General features: G+C 60.9%; 17 protein-coding genes. 10 read left to right on the top strand and 7 right to left on the bottom strand.

Translation table 11 applies throughout. The features are described from left to right. Window positions 1-90 precede the first annotated feature (90 nt). The 5 genes from F0184_RS04530 to purH all read left to right on the top strand — a co-directional run bounded on the left by F0184_RS04530 (window position 91) and on the right by purH (window position 7,545). Window positions 91-1,314 carry an aminotransferase class I/II-fold pyridoxal phosphate-dependent enzyme gene (locus tag F0184_RS04530; protein ID WP_150494971.1) on the top strand — a complete coding sequence of 408 codons (1,224 nt, stop codon included), beginning with the start codon at window positions 91-93 and terminating at the stop codon, window positions 1,312-1,314. Next, window positions 1,311-4,115, top strand: a complete 2,805-nt coding sequence (locus F0184_RS04535; RefSeq protein ID WP_150494972.1) for a DNA translocase FtsK — start codon at window positions 1,311-1,313, stop codon at window positions 4,113-4,115. The genes F0184_RS04530 and F0184_RS04535 overlap by 4 nt, the downstream gene beginning before the upstream one ends. A 92-nt stretch (window positions 4,116-4,207) precedes the next feature. Continuing rightward, a complete protein-coding gene (locus F0184_RS04540; protein ID WP_150494973.1) occupies window positions 4,208-4,849 on the top strand; it encodes an outer-membrane lipoprotein carrier protein LolA in 642 nt (213 codons plus the stop codon). 16 nt (window positions 4,850-4,865) lie between these two features. Then, complete coding sequence (locus F0184_RS04545) at window positions 4,866-5,831, top strand: hypothetical protein (protein ID WP_172971986.1); 966 nt, start codon at window positions 4,866-4,868, stop codon at window positions 5,829-5,831. Between the two features lie 97 nt (window positions 5,832-5,928). Beyond that, on the top strand, window positions 5,929-7,545 hold the full coding sequence (gene purH / locus F0184_RS04550; protein WP_150494975.1) for a bifunctional phosphoribosylaminoimidazolecarboxamide formyltransferase/IMP cyclohydrolase: 1,617 nt from the start codon (window positions 5,929-5,931) through the stop codon (window positions 7,543-7,545). Between the two features lie 178 nt (window positions 7,546-7,723). On the opposite strand, the gene F0184_RS04555 is transcribed toward purH, so the two are convergent. From F0184_RS04555 to gloB, 4 genes are all read right to left on the bottom strand, one after another. Next, window positions 7,724-8,176, bottom strand: a complete 453-nt coding sequence (locus F0184_RS04555) for a hypothetical protein (protein WP_150494976.1) — start codon at window positions 8,174-8,176, stop codon at window positions 7,724-7,726. A 129-nt stretch (window positions 8,177-8,305) separates the two neighbouring features. Next, window positions 8,306-9,619, bottom strand: a complete 1,314-nt coding sequence (locus F0184_RS04560; RefSeq protein WP_150494977.1) for a sulfite oxidase — start codon at window positions 9,617-9,619, stop codon at window positions 8,306-8,308. A gap of 438 nt (window positions 9,620-10,057) precedes the next feature. Further along, window positions 10,058-10,459: a cupin domain-containing protein gene (locus F0184_RS04565; protein WP_150495185.1), complete on the bottom strand. Its 402-nt coding sequence runs from the start codon at window positions 10,457-10,459 to the stop codon at window positions 10,058-10,060. Window positions 10,460-10,497: 38 nt separating this feature from the next. Further along, entirely contained in the window at window positions 10,498-11,280 is a 783-nt protein-coding gene (gloB, locus tag F0184_RS04570) for a hydroxyacylglutathione hydrolase (RefSeq protein WP_150494978.1), read from the bottom strand. A 130-nt stretch (window positions 11,281-11,410) separates the two neighbouring features. On the opposite strand from gloB, the gene F0184_RS04575 reads away from it, so the two are divergent. Further along, window positions 11,411-12,214, top strand: a complete 804-nt coding sequence (locus tag F0184_RS04575; RefSeq protein ID WP_150494979.1) for a class I SAM-dependent methyltransferase — start codon at window positions 11,411-11,413, stop codon at window positions 12,212-12,214. A 17-nt stretch (window positions 12,215-12,231) separates the two neighbouring features. On the opposite strand, the gene metW is transcribed toward F0184_RS04575, so the two are convergent. Beyond that, window positions 12,232-12,867 (bottom strand): methionine biosynthesis protein MetW, encoded by a 636-nt coding sequence (metW, locus tag F0184_RS04580; protein WP_150494980.1) that lies wholly within the window; start codon window positions 12,865-12,867, stop codon window positions 12,232-12,234. 2 nt (window positions 12,868-12,869) lie between these two features. Further along, complete coding sequence (metX, locus tag F0184_RS04585) at window positions 12,870-14,069, bottom strand: homoserine O-acetyltransferase MetX (protein ID WP_150494981.1); 1,200 nt, start codon at window positions 14,067-14,069, stop codon at window positions 12,870-12,872. A gap of 192 nt (window positions 14,070-14,261) precedes the next feature. Here metX and F0184_RS04590 point away from each other — a divergent pair, with 192 nt between their 5' ends. From F0184_RS04590 to F0184_RS04600, 3 genes are read left to right on the top strand one after another with little or no spacing between them, the layout of a single operon-like run. Beyond that, window positions 14,262-15,140: a chorismate mutase gene (locus F0184_RS04590; protein ID WP_150494982.1), complete on the top strand. Its 879-nt coding sequence runs from the start codon at window positions 14,262-14,264 to the stop codon at window positions 15,138-15,140. A 2-nt stretch (window positions 15,141-15,142) separates the two neighbouring features. Further along, window positions 15,143-16,267: a pyridoxal phosphate-dependent aminotransferase gene (locus F0184_RS04595; protein ID WP_371871047.1), complete on the top strand. Its 1,125-nt coding sequence runs from the start codon at window positions 15,143-15,145 to the stop codon at window positions 16,265-16,267. Between the two features lie 27 nt (window positions 16,268-16,294). Next, on the top strand, window positions 16,295-17,230 hold the full coding sequence (locus tag F0184_RS04600; RefSeq protein WP_150494983.1) for a prephenate/arogenate dehydrogenase family protein: 936 nt from the start codon (window positions 16,295-16,297) through the stop codon (window positions 17,228-17,230). Between the two features lie 36 nt (window positions 17,231-17,266). Here the strand turns inward: F0184_RS04600 and F0184_RS04605 are convergent, their stop codons facing one another. Next, a complete protein-coding gene (locus F0184_RS04605) occupies window positions 17,267-18,172 on the bottom strand; it encodes a polyprenyl synthetase family protein (protein WP_150494984.1) in 906 nt (301 codons plus the stop codon). 162 nt (window positions 18,173-18,334) lie between these two features. Between F0184_RS04605 and F0184_RS04610 the strand changes: the two genes are divergently transcribed. Continuing rightward, window positions 18,335-19,555: an SAM-dependent methyltransferase gene (locus F0184_RS04610; RefSeq protein ID WP_150494985.1), complete on the top strand. Its 1,221-nt coding sequence runs from the start codon at window positions 18,335-18,337 to the stop codon at window positions 19,553-19,555. The last annotated feature ends 31 nt before the right edge of the window (window positions 19,556-19,586 follow it).

The following is a 19,586-nucleotide window of genomic DNA, read 5'->3' on the forward strand; positions in this document are numbered from 1 at the left end:
TGAACCAGTCCTGCATGGTTAAAGGGGGTTTAACCAAAGGGTCGCTATTGTTGGGGCAAATCCCTGTCTGTATTGAGTAGCGATCGATCGATGGACCCAACTTTGACTGCCTACCGACGCGGTGTGGCCCTTCCCAGTTCCAACCCGTTTCAACGGCTTGCCGAGCTTCTTGATGATGACCGCCCCGGTCTGCCTCCGATCGCCCTGACAATCGGTGAACCACAACATGCCATGCCAGAATTTCTGGGGCCGGTGCTTGCCGAAAATCTTCCCGATTTCCGCCGGTATCCACCGATCAATGGAACGGGGGAGTTCCGGGCAGCAATCGCGGCATGGTTGGACAAGCGTTATGGCCTCGACGGCATGATCGACGCCGAACGCGGGGTCCTTCCGTTGAACGGCTCGAGGGAAGGCTTGTCTTTTGGGGCGATTGCCGCGCGGGATCAACTGGCCAAGGATTTCGATCATCCCGTGGTCATCCTGCCGAATCCGTTCTACCAGACCTATGCGGCCGCCGCTCATGTCGCCGATGCGCAGGCGGTGCTTCTGGATGCCCGGCCCGGCCGCAACTTTCTGCCTGATCTGGAAACCCTGGATCCGGAGGTGCTGGACCGGTGTGTCGCCTTTTACGTGGCTTCGCCGACCAATCCGGAAGGATCGGTCGCGTCCATCGGTTACTGGCAGCAATTGATCGCACTGGCCCGCAAGCACCGGTTCATGATCTTTGCTGATGAGTGTTATTCGGAGATTTACCGGTCTACGCCGCCGCCGGGGATTCTGGAGGCCGCGAAAACGATGGGCGGCGGCTTCGACAAGATCGTCGTGCTCAATTCCTTGTCCAAACGGTCCAATCTCGCCGGACTGCGGTGCGGATTCGCCGCCGGCGATCCGGAGTTCCTGAGCCGCTGGGCGAAATTCCGCGGCCTTGCCGCGCCCCAGGTGCCCATTCCGCATCAGGCCGTTGCCGTGCGCGCGTATCACGACGAGGCGCATGTCGAAGAAAACCGGCGTCTTTACAACGAAAAATTCGAGGCGGCCGAGCATTATCTCGGACCGATCCTGGGTCCAGTAACGCCGGAGGCCGGTTTTTTTCTCTGGTTGGACATTTCAAGATGGGGGCGGGCGACCGAGGTTACGCAAGCCCTGTGGAGAGATGTCGGGCTCAAGGTTCTGCCCGGAGACTATTTGGCGTCTGATCAGGCCGATGGCAGCAATCCCGGCCGGGCGTATATCCGTGTCGGCCTTGTGGCGCCGCTCGGCCATACCCAAACGGCTTTGGAACGTCTTTCAGACTGGCTGGGAGGTGAAAAATGAAACGCGCGGGTACCGTAAGAGCCGGCCGCAGGGGGAATGCCGACCTTCTCGATACTGAAAACCCTGTCAAACGGTTCCTGATGCGGAACCTCGTTGGCGCAGCGGGCCTGTCGGTCATTGCTCTGACTGCGGCTCTGGCGGCCGCGCTGGCCACTTGGTCTGTCAATGATCCGAGCCTCAATCATGCCACCAGTCAGCCGGTCCAGAACGCTTTGGGCACCCCCGGTGCGATTGTCGCCGACCTTCTCATGCAAACCATAGGCCTGGCGACCGCGGTCTTTCTGGTCCCGGTGGTGCTTTGGGGCTGGCGTCTTCTGTCGGGTCAGGCGCTGGGCATTGGGCGTAAACGTCTGATGGCCTGGTTTGCCGGCACCGTGCTTGGCGCCGGCGCCCTGGCGGCTTTGCCGATCCCCGCAGGCTGGCCATTGCCGACCGGACTGGGCGGGTTTTTTGGCGACGCGGTTCACTCGGTACCGGCGATGGTGACCTCCAATTTGACCGAGGGCGCCGCAACCATCATCGGGGTTCTGGGCCTAGGTTTGCCGGCCGGCCTCATGCTGGTCAGCGCGTCGGGTGTTTTGGGCCGTAGGTCCACGGTCCAGCCTTCCGGCGACCCGCGCCTGGAGCGTTCGCGGCACGCCGGGCGCGCTGAGGACGATTTCGAGTTCGACGGGGAAGACGACGAGAGCGAATCGCGTTTGTCCCTGTTTGCTCAATCAGCCATGGGCCATGCCAGCCATTGGGCCCTTTTGACTGTCGCGCTACTGCGCAGGTTGGTTGGCTGGTCTCCGCGCCGCCGTGCGCATGACGCGGAAGACGTCTACGAGAGCGAATACCTGGACGGCGACGATGATGATGACCAAGACGAGTATCATCTGGAGGAACAGGAACCGCATCGGCGTGTAGGCCGTTTTACGGCCCTGCGCCGCCGGCTTGCCGATCGCCTCATGCCCAAGGAAGAGGACGGCCTCGAGGGATTCTATGAAGCCCCCCGGCAAGGCCGCATGCCTGGCGAGCGGGACGATGGTTACCACGATGATCGGGATGGATTGGACGATATTTTCCAGGACGATGGGGAAACCTTCGCTCCCGATGATCTGCTGATCGAGAAAGGCCCCGTCCAGGGTGGACCTGCCGTGCCGGTAGGGATTGCCGGTCCTGGCCCGGCGACAAGCGCGGCGGCCGCACCCGTTCAGGGGCGGGTCATTCCCCCGGCGCCCCGGCCCAAACCGGGCAAACGGGTGGTTCAGGAAGCCCAGCCTTCGTTCCTGGGAGCGCCGGAAGAATACGAATTCCCTCCTCTGCGCCTGTTGAGCGAACCGCGAACCGGAGCAAAACAGCCCAGCTTGTCGGCGGATGCCCTTGAGCAGAATGCGCGCATTCTGGAGGGGGTTCTGGAGGATTTCGGCGTGCGCGGCGAAATCATCGAAGTTCGGCCGGGTCCTGTTGTCACGCTCTACGAACTTGAACCCGCGCCCGGAATCAAATCGTCCCGCGTCATCGGGCTCGCGGACGATATCGCCCGTTCCATGAGCGCGATTTCGGCCCGGGTTGCCGTGGTGCCCGGCAAGAACGCGATCGGCATCGAACTGCCCAATTCAAGACGCGAAACAGTTTATCTGCGCGAACTGCTGGCCGCCCAGGATTTCGAGAAATCGAAGGCGAAACTGCCGCTTGCGCTTGGCAAGACGATCAATGGGGAAGGCGTGGTCTCGGATCTTGCGCGCATGCCTCACCTGCTGGTTGCCGGAACGACCGGCTCGGGCAAGTCCGTGTCGATCAACACCATGATCTTGTCGCTGCTCTACCGGCTCGATCCGCAACAGTGCAAGATGATCATGATCGACCCCAAAATGCTGGAATTGTCGATCTATGACGGGATTCCGCATCTTCTGACCCCTGTCGTAACGGATCCGAAAAAGGCCGTTGTCGCCTTGAAGTGGACCGTCCGGGAGATGGAAGAGCGCTACAAGAAGATGTCCAAGATGGGCGTTCGGAACATTGATGGGTTCAACACGCGAATCGCCCAAGCGCTGGAAAAGGGCGAGAGCTTCACCCGGACCGTTCAGACGGGGTTTGACCGCCATACCGGCGAGCCGATCTACGAGGAGGAGGACCTGCCGCTCGACAAGTTGCCCTATATTGTCGTGATCGTCGATGAGATGGCCGATTTGATGATGGTGGCAGGAAAGGATATTGAAGGCGCGATCCAGCGTTTGGCCCAGATGGCGCGCGCCGCGGGCATTCACCTGATCATGGCCACCCAGCGCCCGTCGGTGGACGTGATCACCGGTACGATCAAGGCCAACTTCCCGACCCGGATTTCGTTCCAGGTGACGTCGAAGATCGACAGCCGCACCATTCTCGGGGAGATGGGAGCCGAGCAGCTGCTTGGCATGGGGGACATGTTGTTCATGGCCGGCGGCGGCCGCACCCAGCGCGTGCACGGTCCTTTCGTCTCGGACAATGAGGTGGAAGATATCGTCAATCACCTGAAGCTTCAGGGCACACCGCAGTATCTTGAGGCGGTCACCGATGAGGACGAGGTCGCAGACGACCCCTACGATGCGGGCGGTTCTGGCGGTGATGACGAAGGCAACGATCTGTATGACAAGGCTGTGGCCATCGTCTTGCGGGACAAAAAGGCGTCGACCTCCTATGTCCAGCGGCGTTTGTCCATCGGCTACAACCGGGCGGCCTCTCTGATCGAACGCATGGAGCAGGAGGGATTGATCAGCCGGGCCAATCATGCGGGCAAACGGGAAATCCTGGTGCAAAACGGCGTGGAAGAAGAGTTTTAGACTGCGCGCATGCCAAAGCTTTGCCACAACATGTGTGTATCGGCTCTTCCACGTATCAACGGACTTCACCAAGACGGAGACGAGGGCACACCATGCTGATCCGCAGCCTCGCCAGATCCAGACGTTTATTCGCCGCCGCCTGCGGGTTCCTTATCGCCATGCTGGTTCCGGCGGCGGCCTTGACCGTCGAGGAACAGGCCACGCTCCAGGACGTCAACGCCTATTTCAATTCCGTGAAGACCATGCATGGCGATTTCGTTCAGTTCGGTCCAGACGGGAGCCAGTTGGAAGGCAAGTTCTACCTCGCCCGGCCCGGGAAGGTGCGCTTCTATTACAATCCGCCTGCCCGCCTCGATATCATCGCCGACGGCAAATCGGTTTCGGTGAAGGACCGGAAACTCGCAACCCAGGACATCTGGCCTCTGAACCAGACGCCGCTGCGGTTTCTCCTGGCTGAAAACATCAATCTGCAAACCGAAGCCCAGGTGACCGATGTTCTGGTCGAGCCCGATCTGATCACAGTCGTTCTTACCGACCAGACCACATTCAACTCTGGCATTCTGACACTGATTTTCGATGCCAAGAGCTATGAACTGAAGCAATGGACGGTCACCGACGCCCAGGGCTACGATACGTCGGTCGCAGTGTACAATGTCACGTCAAACGGACCCACGAATCCCGATCTCTTCAAAATCGACTATCTGGCCAATGTCCGCGAGCGGACCGAAAACTGACCGGCATTCGGCGCGCGTGACCAGCCGGACAGAGGCACCACCGTGCGGGTCCCTCGTCTGGACATTGCTTTCGGACTATTGCGCGGCCCGTGGGTACGGCTTGCGGCAGCTGGATGAGTACGGGCACGGCGGGGTTGTTTTCCTGCCGGATGGCGATCGGCGGTTTTTTCGTGGAACGCACTTCGATCTCAATCCGCTTGGTGCCTCGGAAATCGCGGATGACAAGGGACAGTCCTTGGCTTTGCTCGCGGCCGAGGGCTTGCCGGTCCCTGCCGGTTGCCTTCTCCATGGCCCGTCGGACGAGCGCGTGCGGCAGGCCCAGGATTTCGCAAGAGACCAAGGCTATCCGCTTTTCCTGAAACCCAATGAGGGGCAAGAGGGCGAGGACGTTTTCCGGATCTGCGGACCTGATGCGCTTCAAGACCATGTCGCCCTTCTTGCCGCGAAGCACCGTCTTTTGCTTCTTCAGGAAGAAATTGCGGGGGAAGACTTCCGGCTCGTCGTGCTGGACGGCAGGGTTGTCCTTGCCGTCTTGCGCGAGCCGCCCGCGGTGAAGGGCGATGGACGAACCCAGCTTTCGGATCTGATCGCTCGAAAGGCGCAGGTATCCGCAGGAGATCCCCGTGTTGCGCAACATATCGGCCAACAGGGGGTGGACCTCGGGACAGTGCTTGAAGAGGGGCGGGCTCTTGCAGTGTTGCCCAACGCCAATCTGTCCGCGGGCGGCACTGGCAAGATCGTGACGGACGGGGTGTCCGGGGCTTTGAAAGACGCTGCAACGAAGGCCGCGCGGGCTTCCGGCCTGCGGTATGCTGGTGTCGATTTCATCGTCTGTTGCCCTGGAACGGACGCGGAAAGGTTCACGCTGCTGGAGATCAACGCAGCGCCCGGCCTGTCCTGTCTGGCGGCCCAGGGCGCTGCGGAACAAAGCGCTGTGGCAGCCGTCTACCGGGCCGTGTTTGACACTTTGGTGTCCGGTTAAAACAGATGTCGAGATTGTGGGAAGCTGACTTCAGAATCCTGCCGGTTCATGCTAGGGCGTGCGCCAACCTTCCCTTCAGTGAAACAAGGTAGCGCCAATGGCCATTTCCACAAAAGCGGTTCCCATTCCCGATCTCGTCCCCGTGAAACGCGCGCTGCTGTCGGTGTATGACAAAACCGGTCTGGTCGATTTTGCCGGGGCGCTGGCGAAGCGCGGCGTGGAACTGGTCTCAACCGGCGGGTCTTACAAGGCTTTGAAGGACGCCGGCCTGTCAGTGCTTGATATCTCCGAGGTCACGGGTTTTCCCGAAATCATGGACGGCCGGGTAAAAACGCTGCATCCGGCGGTTCACGGCGGGCTGCTCTCCATCCGGGACGATGCGGATCATCGGGCGGCGATGACCGAGCACGGTATTACAGGGATCGATCTGTTCTGCGGCAATCTTTATCCGTTTGAAGATGTGGTCGCCTCTGGGGCCGACTATGCGCTGGGCATTGAGAACATCGATATCGGCGGCCCGGCGATGACGCGTGCAGCGGCGAAGAACCATGCCTATGTCACTGTTGTCACGGATCCGGCTGATTATGATGCCGTGATCGGAGAACTTGACGTAAACAACGGTCAGGCGCCGCTCAGCTTGCGGAAGAAACTGGCTTTGAAGGCCTTTGCGCGAACGGCAGCCTATGACGCGGCCGTGTCCAACTGGCTGGCCGAGCAACTGCAAGAAGACAACCCGGCTCATCGCGCCATTGGCGGTCAGTTGGCGGAAGTGATGCGCTACGGCGAAAACCCCCACCAGACAGCCGGATTTTACAAGACCGGCGAAAGCCGGCCGGGCGTGGCGACGGCTCGGCAGGTCCAAGGCAAAACCCTTTCCTACAACAATATCAACGACACGGATGCCGCGTTCGAGCTGGTCTCCGAATTCGATCCGGGCCGCACATCCGCTGTGGCCATCATCAAACACGCCAACCCGTGCGGGGTTGCGGAAGCGGACAGTCTGACCGATGCCTACAAGCTGGCACTGCGCTGCGATCCGGTATCGGCTTTCGGCGGGATCGTGGCGCTGAACCGGACGCTGGATGCCGCCACGGCCGAGGAGATCGTCAAGGTCTTCACGGAAGTGATCATCGCGCCGGATGCCGACGAAGCCGCACAGGAGATCATTGCGGCGAAAAAGAACTTGCGCCTCCTGCTGACGGGAGGGCTGGCAGACCCGAGAGCGAAGGGCTTGTTTGTGAAATCGGTTGCCGGCGGTTTGCTGGTCCAATCCCGGGACAATGGCGTTGTCGACGATCTTGATCTCAAGGTGGTCACCAAACGCGCCCCCAGCGCCCGCGAGATGGCCGATCTAAAATTCGCTTTCCGCGTCGCCAAGCACGTGAAATCGAATGCGATTGTCTACGCCAGGGACGGCGCCACTGTTGGCGTCGGGGCGGGCCAGATGAGCCGGGTTGATTCCGCCAGGATTGCCGCAAGAAAGGCGTTGGATGCGACCGAGGCAGCCGGGATCTCCGAAGCCCTGACGAAGGGCTGCGTGGTGGCATCCGATGCGTTCTTTCCGTTCGCCGATGGTCTGTTATCCGCAGCTGAAGCCGGCGCAACGGCGGTCATTCAGCCCGGGGGATCAATGCGCGACGACGAAGTGATCGCCGCGGCAGATGATGCCGGGCTCGCGATGGTACTGACCGGAATGCGGCACTTCCGCCACTGACCGGGGGTCTGAAAAACAGAAACGGCTTTGGTTGGTGTCCGAAGCCGCCCGGTCAAAGCGGTGCGCATGCGGCAAGACGGGCCGGGTGACCGGCATGCGCCATGGTAACGAACGCAAGATTGATTGCCATGGCGCCAATGGCGGTGCGGAACCGGCTCCCGCGGACCGGCGCGTCAGATCACCGTTCGGATGAGAAGTGTTCCTTCAAATACCCAAGGATGACCGTACGCGCTTCCTCGCCATAGTCGGCCATGCCCTGCTCCTTGATCATCCAGTCCCACAGATATTCCCAACGTTCATCCGTCAGGCGCATTTGCGCGAAAGTCTGTGCGGAATGGCAGGCTGTGCAGGAATAATAGGTTTCTTCCATCCCGGCGGAAATCGGCAGATTCCCATGCTCGGGATCGCGTGCAACGCCGGTTTCCGGTTGCCCGGCCAGTCCTCCCAGAGGCTGCATGGGCGCCACACTCATGGGGCTCATGGGCATGCCGGGATTCGGCATCATCGGATTTGGCGTTTTCATCGGATTGAGGGTGGCGCTCTCGGCCAAAGCATTGTCGCTGCGAGCGAGAGCGGCAACTCCGATGGCAAAGACGCATGTCAGGATGAAGGAGGAATAGGACCGTTTCATCAAAACTCGATCTTTTCTGGTGGTCTGGCGGTTTTTGTTTCGGGATCTTGGCGCGATGCCGGATGCTGCGGCGCGGCGTGGATCGCGACCCGGATTGTTGGGGATCCGGGTCGCGACAAGGTACCCGTCCTAGCTTGCGATCACGGCGATGCGGTGCACCATGTTGTTGCCGTATCCACGCGGATTCCAGCCCGGGGTTGTCACCGGCTGCGTGTACCCGTTCGTGTCCGTCGCCCTGGCCCAAATCTCGTAGTAACCGGCCTGGGGGAGTTCGATGGTCGCATTGAAATGCTGCCAGCAATACTTGTTGCGCGGTTTCTCGAGATTTGCCTCCTGCCAGGTCTGGCCGAAATCGTGGGAGACATGCACAGAGGTGACATCGCCGTCCGCCCAGGCATGACCTCGAACGTCAAGGCTCCGCCCGACGGAGTTGGTGCCGGTCGCAGGGCTGGTGATCAGCGACTTCACCGGCATGGTGGTCATGATGACCATGTCCTCTTCCGGTACCTCTGTCCCAGGGGCGACTGGGTAAGCAGGCATCCGATAGGAATAACCGCCCATTTTCGGGCCATCATGGACGACATCGCGGACCCAAATCCGATTGAGCCATTTCTGAGCGGTGGATCCGGGATATCCCGGCACGATTGTGCGCAGGGGGAAACCGTGAATGGCCGGCAGATCTTCGCCGTTCATTGCCCAAACGATCAGCGAATCTTCTTCCAGTGCCTTTTCGATGGGAATCCCGCGTGAAATCGACACCTTGTCGGGATCGCCCGACAGGTGCGGGTCGTTTCCATAGTGGCCCGTATAAACGGCTGTCGGCTTGACCCCTGCGGCATTCAAAACGTCCCGCATCCGGACACCGGTCCATTCAGGGCAGCCCACCGCACCTGTCGTCCACTGGTTGCCGGATGCGCCGGGGACGAAGAATGCACGGCCATTGCCGCCGCATTCGAGAACAAGCTGCCGGGTGACAACCTCGAAGTCCGACTTGAGCTGGTCCAACGTGAGTTCGAGCGGGTTGTCGACTTCCCCGTCAACCGTGAGCGTCCAGCCGGTTGCGTCCATGGCCAAGGCATGATCGGGCACCATGCCATTGTTGCGGATGAACAGCCGGTTGGCTGGCGTGATCTTGTCATCCAACAGATGCGCGGCGGTTTCCGCGTTCACCGGTCGATCGTTGAGCAGAGTCAACTGGTCCTTGAATGCATAGGCATCCATATCTTGCGCCTGCGCGATGCCGACAGGGCTCAGGCCTTCGGGAAAGAACCGCGCAAAGGGGACGGCCAAAGCTGAACCGAGAGCGGCGATCCCCGTTGCCTTCAAGAATGTTCGGCGGCCCGCGTCTTCGACCTGCGCGCCATCTTCCTCCGACACGATCGACAAGCCGTCGATTTCGTTCGGTGCGGCCCCGGAAGGCTGATCTTCGTTGCGATAGTCCATGTTTTTCCTCCTCCACATGCGCTTTTGCGGCTTGCCTGTCTTATCCGGCGGCCACAGGTAAACTCCCTTACGCAATGTCACTTATTAAATCTAAGATATATGAATTTATCAATTCTTTTTCGGAACTGATTGGCCGGCGACTTTTGAAAATCCGCGTTGTTCAGGGTGTTAGACCGGCTTTGAAGAATGCCCGAACGGGCTTTGCGGACGGCAGACAGGCGTTTCCGACGTCCAAGTCAGGGGTGCCTTGGTCCTCTATGATCGGCGTGGCCCGATCCGCCCGCCCTGTGCCGCCCAAGCCGTCCCGCAGGCCCCCAATCAAGGGTCCGGCCGGGCAGATTGGCGGGGAGGAGGCCGGACATCGCAGTCAGTCAAAAGGCGGGTCATCCTCGTGCCGGGCGTGTGGTGGTTCGAAAGCCCGTTCGAGACCCGGGCGGTCTATGTCCCGGGCTCCCAGCCATCCGGGGCAATCTCGAAGCCTTCGAACTGAAAACCCGGCGCGACAGTGCACCCGACAAGGGTCCAGGCCCCGAGAGAACGGGCCTGTTGCCAGGCATCACGCGGCACAATTCCCTGCGGCCGCTGGCCGCTTGTGAGGTCGGTGCCGAGGATCAGAACCCGTTTTTCCCGTGTGTCCGTGGATATCGACAATTCCAGCGGGCTTCCGGCATAGAAGTGCCAGATCTCCGCCGCGTCCACCTTGTGCCAGCGGGACAAGACGCCCTCAGGCAAAAGAAAGTAGATCAGCGTCGATGCCGCGCGGCCTGTTGCATCGGTCTCAGGGTCCCGGAATGTCTCGGCGAAATATCCGCCCTCGGGATGCGGCCGCATCCGCAGCATTTCGATGATTTGGCTGGCGGTGAGCTGGTTTTGGCACGTCACGCCTTGTCCTTTCTGGCGCGGATTTCGGCGAACACGTCCGCATCGGCCTTGTCTACCATCCCAAGCGCGTCTTTTACGCTCGCCTCGCTTGCCCTGAGGAACGGATTGGTGGCCAATTCCTGCGCCATGGTCGTCGGCAAGGTGGACCGTCCTTCCGAGCGCAACAGATCGACGTCCTCGACCCGGGCCAGGAGCCGCGGATTGTCCGGCTCGATCGTCAATGCGAACCGTCCGTTGGCCTGAGTGTATTCGTGGCCGCAATAGATCGTCGTGTCAGCGGGCAAGAGCCGTTTGAGCTTGGCAAGCGAGGCCCACATCATCTCCATGTCGCCTTCGAAGACCCGGCCGCAACCGAGCGAAAACAGGGTGTCCCCGGTATGGGCGATCTTCAGGGAGGGGAAATACCAGGATATCTGATCAAGCGTGTGACCCGGCGTCCCGATTGCCTTGACCTCAATGGGTCCGCACAAGATGTCGTCGCCGTCTTCAACGCCATTGGTCATGCCTGGGATCTTTGACCGGGAGTGGTCGGGCCCTATCACCGTTGCATCGGTCTTGGTCTTCAGCTCGTCGAGACCTTGCGTATGGTCCCAGTGGTGATGGGTGATGAGGATATGTGTCAGCGTCCAACCCTCGATGTCCAGGACATCCAGATAGGCTCGGGCGTCCGGCACATCAATCGCGATGGTCGTGTTGCTCTCGCTGTCATGGATCAAAAGGCCGAGATTGTCTGAAAGGCATGGGATCTGGCGGATTTCGACGGTATCTGGCAAAGCCATGGGGACAAGTCTCCAATCGCGTGGCAGGGTGATGGGCCGAATGTGGCAAAGGCAGCGCGAATGAACAAGGGTGGCCTTGCCTCCGGCCAAGGATCAAGGTTCAATCGCTGCGATTGAAGACGGGTCTTTCATGTATCTTGACGTTGCCGATCTCCGCACCTTTTACGATTTGCCCATGGGCCATTTGTTGCGGGGCCTGATTGGCGGGCACATGCGCCGGTTCTGGCCCGATCTCAAGGCGAAAAGCCTGATCGGCATCGGCTATGCCGGGCCGTTCATGCGGCCCTATCTGGAAACAGCCGAACGCTGCGTGGCCGCGATGCCGGCCCAGCAGGGCGCGGTCCCATGGCCTAGTGAAGCGGAAACCGCTTCCAGTCTTGTTCTGGACAATTGTCTGCCGTTCCCCGATGCCACTTTCGACCGGGCGCTGGTCGTCCATGCGTTGGACCATTCAAGCGATCCAAGCGAGATTCTCCGCGAGGCCTGGCGGGTGCTGGCGCCGGGTGGCCGGCTGATCGCGATCGTGCCGAACCGGCGGGGTCTCTGGGCGCAGTCGGAACTTTCCCCCTTCGGCTATGGACGGCCCTATTCGCGCGGCCAGTTGAAGGAGTTGATGCGCAATTGCCAGTTTGAGGTCATGGGCGATGAAGAAGCCCTGTTCATGCCGCCGACAAGAGCGCAGTTCATTCTGCGCGCGGCCCGCAGTTGGGAAAAGATCGGCCGAAAGGTTTGGCCGGCTTTTGGCGGCGTGCTGATCATGGAAGGGGAAAAGCAGGTGTTCCGGACCATTCCCAACAATGGCAACAAAAGCGCCTTGCGGGTCCTGAAGCCGGTTTTTATCCCCGATGGGGCGCCGGCCGGTTTGAAGCCGGTCCGCTGTACCGACGCGTCGCATTTACGAAACGCACCGATCACGGGACTACCCGGGGCCTGACCGGTCCAGGCCCGCGGTCAGGTGCGGCGCAGCAGAAAAACAGCCTGTTCGGCGAGGAAGTTCCACGCTCCCAATGGGGCGGGGACCGGAATTCTCCGGCCCGTCGCGCTCAAGGCCACCGTCTTTTCAATGGCCGCGCCCAGATCCTTGGACATGGCCGCGAAGTCGGTCAGCGAGCAAAAATGGATGTTCGGGGTGTCGTACCACTCGTAGGGCAGATACTTCGTGACCGGCATCCTGCCCCGCACGAGCAACTGCACCCTGTTGCGCCAAAACGCGAAATTCGGGATGGAGACGATCACTTGATCGCCGATGCGCAAGAGCTCGCGCATGACGCCCTTGGGATCTCGGGTGGCTTGCAGGGTTTGCGACAGGATCACCACATCGAAGGCGCGGTCGGGATAATCAACAAGGTCAGTATCCGCGTCGCCCTGGATGACGGAAAGACCGTCGGCGACGCATCTGTTCACGCCGTCCTGAGACAGTTCGATCCCGCGGCCGTCGACGTCATGGATCCGTGTCAGGAGGCGGAGCAGCGCGCCGTCGGCCGAGCCAATGTCCAAAACCCGCGCCCCGTCCGGGACGAGGCTGGCAATTACTTTGTGGTCACCGCGAACCCCGTTCTCGTCCGCTTTGACAGGATATCCGTTCATGGTCAATCGCGCCCCCCTGGTGCGGGAATGCCTCTGGCCTTGGCAGCCCCGGTCACGAAGCCGCGGACGGTGCGGAACATCTCTGGCACATCAAGGAGAAACGCGTCATGCCCACGGTCGGAGTCCACTTCGACGAAGGAGACATTTGCAGCCGCTGCATTTAGCGCCTTCACGACGGCGCGGCTTTCGGCCGTCGGGAACAGCCAGTCCGAGGTGAAGGACATGATGCAGAACCGGGTCTTCGTGCCCTGAAAGGCCCGCGCAAGCTGACCGTCAAACTCGCCCGCAAGATCGAAATAGTCCATCGCCCTCGTGACATAAAGGTAGGAATTGGCGTCGAACCGATCAACGAAGGTCATGCCCTGGTGGCGCAGATAGCTCTCGATCTGAAAATCCGCATCGAAACCGAAAGTCAGGTCTTCCCGGTCCTGCAGGTTGCGGCCGAATTTCTGGTGCAGGGACTCATCCGACATATAGGTGATGTGGGCCGCCATGCGGGCAACCGCGAGGCCTTTGGTCGGACGAAGGTCTTTCGTCAGATACGCCCCGCCAGCCCAGTTGGGATCGGCCATGATCGCCTGACGGCCGACTTCGTGAAAGGCGATATTCTGCGAGGAGTGCCGTGCGCTGGTCGCGATCGGAATCGCGGAGAAAACGCGCTCTGGAAAACTCGCTGCCCATTGCAACACCTGCATCCCGCCCATGGATCCGCCGGCGACGGCGAAGAGTGTGTCGATACCCAGATGATCCACCAAACGCGCCTGAGCGCGCACCATGTCGCGAATGGTGATGACCGGCAGGGAGAGCCCGTAGGGCATGCCGGTCTCTGGATTGGTCGTGGCCGGCCCCGTGGTGCCAAGGCAGCCGCCCAGCACATTGGCGCATATGACGAAATAGACGTCTGTGTCGATGGGCCGCCCGGGCCCGACCATCTTGCTCCACCATCCGGGCTTGCCGGTCAGCGGATTGGTGGAGGCGACATATTGGTCCCCGGTCAGCGCGTGGCAAACCAGAACGGCGTTGGTCTTTCCGGCATTCAGTGTGCCATAGGTCTCATAGGCGATCTGCCAGGGGCCGAGGGTTGCACCGGAATCCAGGGTGAGCGGGGCTCGGGCGTCGAACTTCGCCAGCTTGCTGCTGGGTGCGTCCGTTTCCCGGCGGGCGGCGTCTGCAATGGTGGTGGATTGGCTGTCGCCGGACATCGGCAGGATGCTCTCACACGTTGGCGGACAAGGTACGACAGGGTTTGTCGGCGGGAAAAGCAACGCCTTTCGTTCGCCGGAGGCCTTTCGACGTAGGTGCGCCTATGGAAGGTGTCAACGTTTTCTTTTGCGTTCGGCACGCGGCATGCCTATGACTATCGCCCGCTAAAAGTGTTCCGAAGGTATGATCCCATGACTCAGTTCCCCGAAGGAGGCGCCTCTCTGGCGGCCCTGCGCCAGCGGATCGATGCGCTCGATGCCGAGCTCCATACGCTGTTGATGGAACGCGCGCGGGTGATCGAAGGGATCGTCGCGGCGAAACGGGCGAGCGGCGCGGCGGGCCCTGTCTTCCGCCCCGACCGTGAGGCGGACATGATGCGCCAGCTGGTCGAGCGCCATGACAGCGACCTGCCCATCCTGACGATTGAACACCTGTGGCGCGAAATCATCACGAGCTGCACCGGACTTCAGGCGCCCTTCACCGTCCATCTGGACGGGAGTGCCGATCTGCTGGGCCTTCTGGATGTCGCGCGGTTTTATTTCGGCTTCTCAACCGGTCTGGAGGTGGCCGGCGACCAGGCGGATGTGGTCGGCATCGTCGCTGCATCGCCTAATGATCTGGGCTTGATCGCCCTGACTGACCGTGCCGACTTGCCGTGGTGGCGCGGCTTGACCGAAACAGGCGCGCGGATTATCGCGCGCGTGCCCTATCTCATGATGGAGGACCGGCCCGCCGATTTGCCGGCGCTTGTGATCGGCCGGCCTGTTCCAGTCGAGACAGTGCTGGAGACCCATGTCTATGATGCCCGCTGGGCTGGCGCCCTGCCGGGCCGGCTGATGGACCAGGGTATCGAGGTATTGAGCTTTCATCGCTCCCATCAGGGTGTTGATGCGCTGCTCGCCGTCTCCGCCGAACTGCCTGATACGGCCGTGTTCGAACTATGCGAACTGGCCGGAGCGGAACCAGATGTATTGCGGCGCGTGGGCGGCTATGCTGCGCCGATTGATGTAGAGGGAGAGGCCGACGAGGAGTTCGATGAGACTGCTCAAACGGCATCCGAAGGATTGTGACCATGAGCGAAACGATGACGCCTCTTGAAACCACCCCCATGCGTCCGGTGCCAAGGCCCGGCGTGCTTGGGATCGCGCCCTATGTTCCGGGAAAATCGAAAGCGGCCAACGGCCGCACGCTCTTCAAGCTGTCGTCCAACGAGACGCCGCTGGGGGCAAGCCCGGCCGCCCGTGCCGCGCTTGAAGATGTTTCGGCGCATCTGGAATTGTATCCGGATGGCAGCGCGGCGGAGTTGCGTGCCGCGATCGGCGAGGTTTATGGCATCAATCCGGACCGGATCGTGTGCGGGGCCGGGTCCGATGAGATCCTCAGCCTTCTTGCCTATGCCTATCTCGGCCCCGGAGATGAGGCGATCTACAGCGAGCATGGGTTTCTGGTGTATGACATCGCCATTCGCGCGGCCGGCGCAACGCCCGTGGTTGCGCCCGAGCAGGACTTGACGGCGGATGTCGACGCGATCCTTGCGCGGATCACCGACCGGACAAGAATGGTGTTCCTCGCCAATCCGAACAACCCGACGGGAACCTATCTGCCCTTTTCGGACATCCGGCGCCTGCATGCCGGGTTGCCGGCCAATGTGCTTCTTGTGCTGGACGCGGCTTATGCCGAGTATGTCCGCCGAAATGACTACGAGAGTGGGATCGAACTGGCCGCAACCTCCGAGAATGTTGTCATGACCCGCACGTTCTCCAAGATCTACGGGCTCGCAAACCTCCGCCTGGGGTGGGGCTTCGGTCCGGTCCATGTGATCGATGCGCTCAACCGGATCCGAGGACCGTTCAATGTCTCCGGTGCCGCCATCGCCGCCGGCATCGCGGCGGTCCGCGACCGCGCCTTCATCGAAACGGCCGTTGAACACAATGATGTCTGGATGCCATGGGTGAGCGAGGAACTGCGCAAGATCGGGCTTGATGTCACGCCGAGCGTAGGCAACTTCGTTCTGATCCACTTCCCCGACCGGGAAGGCAAGCGGGCCGTCGACGCGGACGCCTATCTGTCGGCACGAGGATGCGTGTTGCGCCTTGTCGGCAATTACGGCCTGCCGAACAGTTTGCGGATGTCGATCGGTTCGGAAGCGGCCAACCGGATGGTTGTCGCAGCCGTTGCTGAGTTCATGCAGAGTTAAAAAACAAGAAGAACCCCCAAGAGATCCATGACCTCTCCAATGTTTGACCGGATCGCCCTGATCGGCATCGGTCTGATCGGTTCATCGCTGGCCCAGGTTATCCGTCAGGAAGGCCTGGCCGGTCACATTTCCGTCTCCACCCGTTCGGAAGCCACCCTTGCCCGGGCAGAAGAACTCGGCCTTGGCGACAGCTATGCGCTGGATGCCGCGGAGGCGGTGGATGGGGCCGATCTGGTCATACTGTGCGTGCCGGTCGGCGCCTATGAATCGGTTGCAAAATGGATTCAGCCCGTTCTCAAGCCGGGGGCCATCCTGACCGACGCCGGGTCCACGAAGGGATCGGTTGTCGAGGCGGTGATGCCCCATGTCCCGAAGGGGGTGCATTTCATCCCGGGTCATCCGATTGCCGGAACGGAGCAATCCGGCCCCGATGCCGGATTCCCGGCCTTGTTTCAAAACCGCTGGTGCATCCTGACGCCGGTCGAGGGGACTGATCCTCTGGCGCTTGAAAAGCTGTCCGCCTTCTGGCGGGCATGCGGGTCCGATGTGGACACGATGGAGCCGGACCACCATGACCGGGTTCTGGCGATCGTGTCCCATCTGCCTCATATCATCGCCTACAACATCGTCGGAACGGCCGATGATCTGGAGACGGTCACAAAGTCCGAAGTCATCAAGTATTCCGCTTCCGGGTTCCGTGACTTTACCCGCCTTGCGGCATCGGATCCGACCATGTGGCGGGACGTCTGCCTCAACAACAAGGAAGCGATCCTGGAAATGCTATCGCGTTTTTCGGAAGATCTGGCGTCCTTGCAACGGGCCATCCGTTGGGGTGATGGCGACAAGCTGTTCGACTTGTTCACCCGCACACGCGGTGTCCGGAGATCGATTATCGAGGCCGGTCAGGAAACGGACGCACCGGACTTCGGGCGGATCAAGACGGAACCCCAGTCGAGATCCTAGCGATCTGGCGTTTTCAAAATTCTTGAGACCGCGCCGTCAATTCTTACGCTGGACGATGAAGCGGGCGAGTGCGATCAGGATCCCGGCCCGCTCGGCATAGGGTACGAGCAGGTCATTGGCTTCCGACAAAAGCCGGTCAAGCTCCTGTCGTGTGTTTTCCGCCCCCATAAGTCCGACGAGGGTCGCCTTTCCAGCAGCTGCATCCTTGCCTGTCGCTTTGCCCATGGCCGCCGGGTCCGCTTCGACGTCCAGGAGATCGTCGGCCAGCTGAAAGGCAAGACCGATGACTTCGCCAAAACGGGTCAAGCGGTCCACATCAGCGTCCGGAGCATCGCCCAGAACGGCTCCTGCCCTGCAGGCGTAGCGCAAAAGCGCTCCCGTTTTCATGGCCTGCAGGGTCCGGATCTCCGGTTCGGACCGTGTGCGGTGTTCCGATTCCAGATCCAGCATCTGGCCGCCCGCCATGCCGCCAATACCCGAGGCTCTCGACAGCTCGCGGGACAGCGCGAGCCGCTTGCCGGCATCCCGGTGCACCCGCTCATCGCCGATCACATCAAAAGCCAGGGTCAGCAGGGCGTCGCCGGCCAGGATCGCGGTGGCTTCGTCGAACGCCTTGTGAACGGTGGGCTGCCCGCGCCGCAGATCGTCGTCGTCCATGGCCGGCAAATCGTCATGCACCAGCGAATAGCAATGAATGCATTCCAGGGCCGCTCCGGCAACAACCACGCCGTCATCTGTCCGGCCGAAAAGAGCGGCCGTTTCCATCATGAGAACCGGTCTGAGACGCTTTCCTCCCCCGAGGACCGCATGGCGCATGGCTTTGAGAAGACGCTGCGGCCGTTCGATTTCACCTTCCGTCCTGTTTTCATCAAGCAGGTGGTCTAGGACCGTTTCGACGCGGGTGGCCTGGGCAGACAAATGGGAAGAGAGTTCGAATGGCATATCGGCTCCGGCTCCGGGCCGTGCGCGGTCCGGAAATTTTGACAACACCGGTTTCCCTCTCCCGATTTGTCTGTATCGTCAAGAGCTGCGGACGGCCTGGTCCTTGTCGGGAGTGCAGTGGCCCAGGCCTTTCCACTCCGAAAGAGCGCGGGGGAGTAAAGAATGCGGCTGCTTTCACATCTTCTCAAAACATTTGTCCAGAAGGGCGAAATGACTGTCATTGATCCGCGTGGGAATTCCCATCACTTCGGAACCGGGGTGAACGGGCCGAGCGTAACAATCCGCCTGCATGAAAAAGGTCTGGAGCGGCGGTTGTTCTTCAATCCGGAGCTCGTCGCTGCCGAGGCTTACATGGACGGAACGCTGACCATGGAAGACGGCTCGACCGCCCATGATCTGCTGATGCTGTTTTCGGTCAATCGGGAGCCGTTCGGGGCGCATCCGGTGCAGAGCCTTCAAAAGCGCATCTGGAGATTCTTGAAGCGCCGGCAACAGCGCAATGACGTGACACGGGCCAAACGCCAGGCCCGTCATCACTATGATCTGTCGACCGATCTCTACCGGCTCTTTCTCGATGAGGGCCTGAACTACAGTTGCGCCTATTATCGCACGCCGGACGACAGCCTTGAAGACGCCCAGAACGCGAAACTGACCCATCTTGTCGCCAAGCTCGATCTGGAGCCGGACATGGAGGTGCTGGAAATTGGCGGCGGCTGGGGGTCGCTAGCGATCCGCATGGCTGAGGCCGGTGCCCGTGTCACGTCTTTGAATGTGTCGCCCGAACAGATGAAGATTGCCGAAAAAAGGGTGAAGGACGCCGGGGTGGAAGACCGGGTCACATTCGTCCTGAAGGACTATCGTGAATTTCAGGGGCGGTTCGACCGGGTCGTTTCGGTCGGCATGATGGAGCATGTTGGCATCGGGAATCTGGGAACCTATTTCGGCAAGGTTCGCGCGTGTCTGAAGGACCGGGGCTTTGCCCTCGTGCATTCGATCGGGAGAATGACCCCGCCCGGTACCACGGGGCCCTTCATTCAGAAGTACATCTTTCCCGGCGGCTACGTTCCCGCTCTTTCAGAGGTTTTTGAGCCGATCGAAAGGCATGGCCTATGGGTCTGTGATATGGAGGTCTTGCGGCTGCACTACTATTACACCATTCGGGACTGGCGCCGGCGTTTTGCCGCAAACAGGGACAAGGCGGCCGAGCTCTATGACGAGCGCTTCTGCCGGATGTGGGAATTCTATCTGAGTGCCGTGGAGCTCGGCTTTCTTCACGGATCCAATATGGTGTTTCAGCTGCTTCTGTCGACCGAGCGCGACGCGGTGCCGATCCTGAGAGATTTCATGTTTGACAATGAGCGCGCCCTGAATGCCGGAAACTAGCGTGCAGGAGGCTCAGGTGCGGTCCCGCCGG

The organism is Roseibium aquae (genome assembly GCF_008711285.1).
Classification (GTDB): domain Bacteria; phylum Pseudomonadota; class Alphaproteobacteria; order Rhizobiales; family Stappiaceae; genus Roseibium; species Roseibium aquae.

What these genes read in the sequence shown, in the direction of transcription:
- F0184_RS04530 (WP_150494971.1), top strand. Translation starts at nt 91, where the DNA reads ATGGACCCAACTTTGACTGCCTACCGACGCGGTGTGGCCCTTCCCAGT.
- F0184_RS04535 (WP_150494972.1), top strand. Translation starts at nt 1,311, where the DNA reads ATGAAACGCGCGGGTACCGTAAGAGCCGGCCGCAGGGGGAATGCCGAC.
- F0184_RS04540 (WP_150494973.1), top strand. Translation starts at nt 4,208, where the DNA reads ATGCTGATCCGCAGCCTCGCCAGATCCAGACGTTTATTCGCCGCCGCC.
- purH (WP_150494975.1), top strand. Translation starts at nt 5,929, where the DNA reads ATGGCCATTTCCACAAAAGCGGTTCCCATTCCCGATCTCGTCCCCGTG.
- F0184_RS04555 (WP_150494976.1), bottom strand. Translation starts at nt 8,176, where the DNA reads ATGAAACGGTCCTATTCCTCCTTCATCCTGACATGCGTCTTTGCCATC.
- F0184_RS04560 (WP_150494977.1), bottom strand. Translation starts at nt 9,619, where the DNA reads ATGGACTATCGCAACGAAGATCAGCCTTCCGGGGCCGCACCGAACGAA.
- F0184_RS04565 (WP_150495185.1), bottom strand. Translation starts at nt 10,459, where the DNA reads ATGCTGCGGATGCGGCCGCATCCCGAGGGCGGATATTTCGCCGAGACA.
- gloB (WP_150494978.1), bottom strand. Translation starts at nt 11,280, where the DNA reads ATGGCTTTGCCAGATACCGTCGAAATCCGCCAGATCCCATGCCTTTCA.
- F0184_RS04575 (WP_150494979.1), top strand. Translation starts at nt 11,411, where the DNA reads ATGTATCTTGACGTTGCCGATCTCCGCACCTTTTACGATTTGCCCATG.
- metW (WP_150494980.1), bottom strand. Translation starts at nt 12,867, where the DNA reads ATGAACGGATATCCTGTCAAAGCGGACGAGAACGGGGTTCGCGGTGAC.
- metX (WP_150494981.1), bottom strand. Translation starts at nt 14,069, where the DNA reads ATGTCCGGCGACAGCCAATCCACCACCATTGCAGACGCCGCCCGCCGG.
- F0184_RS04590 (WP_150494982.1), top strand. Translation starts at nt 14,262, where the DNA reads ATGACTCAGTTCCCCGAAGGAGGCGCCTCTCTGGCGGCCCTGCGCCAG.
- F0184_RS04595 (WP_371871047.1), top strand. Translation starts at nt 15,143, where the DNA reads ATGAGCGAAACGATGACGCCTCTTGAAACCACCCCCATGCGTCCGGTG.
- F0184_RS04600 (WP_150494983.1), top strand. Translation starts at nt 16,295, where the DNA reads ATGACCTCTCCAATGTTTGACCGGATCGCCCTGATCGGCATCGGTCTG.
- F0184_RS04605 (WP_150494984.1), bottom strand. Translation starts at nt 18,172, where the DNA reads ATGCCATTCGAACTCTCTTCCCATTTGTCTGCCCAGGCCACCCGCGTC.
- F0184_RS04610 (WP_150494985.1), top strand. Translation starts at nt 18,335, where the DNA reads ATGCGGCTGCTTTCACATCTTCTCAAAACATTTGTCCAGAAGGGCGAA.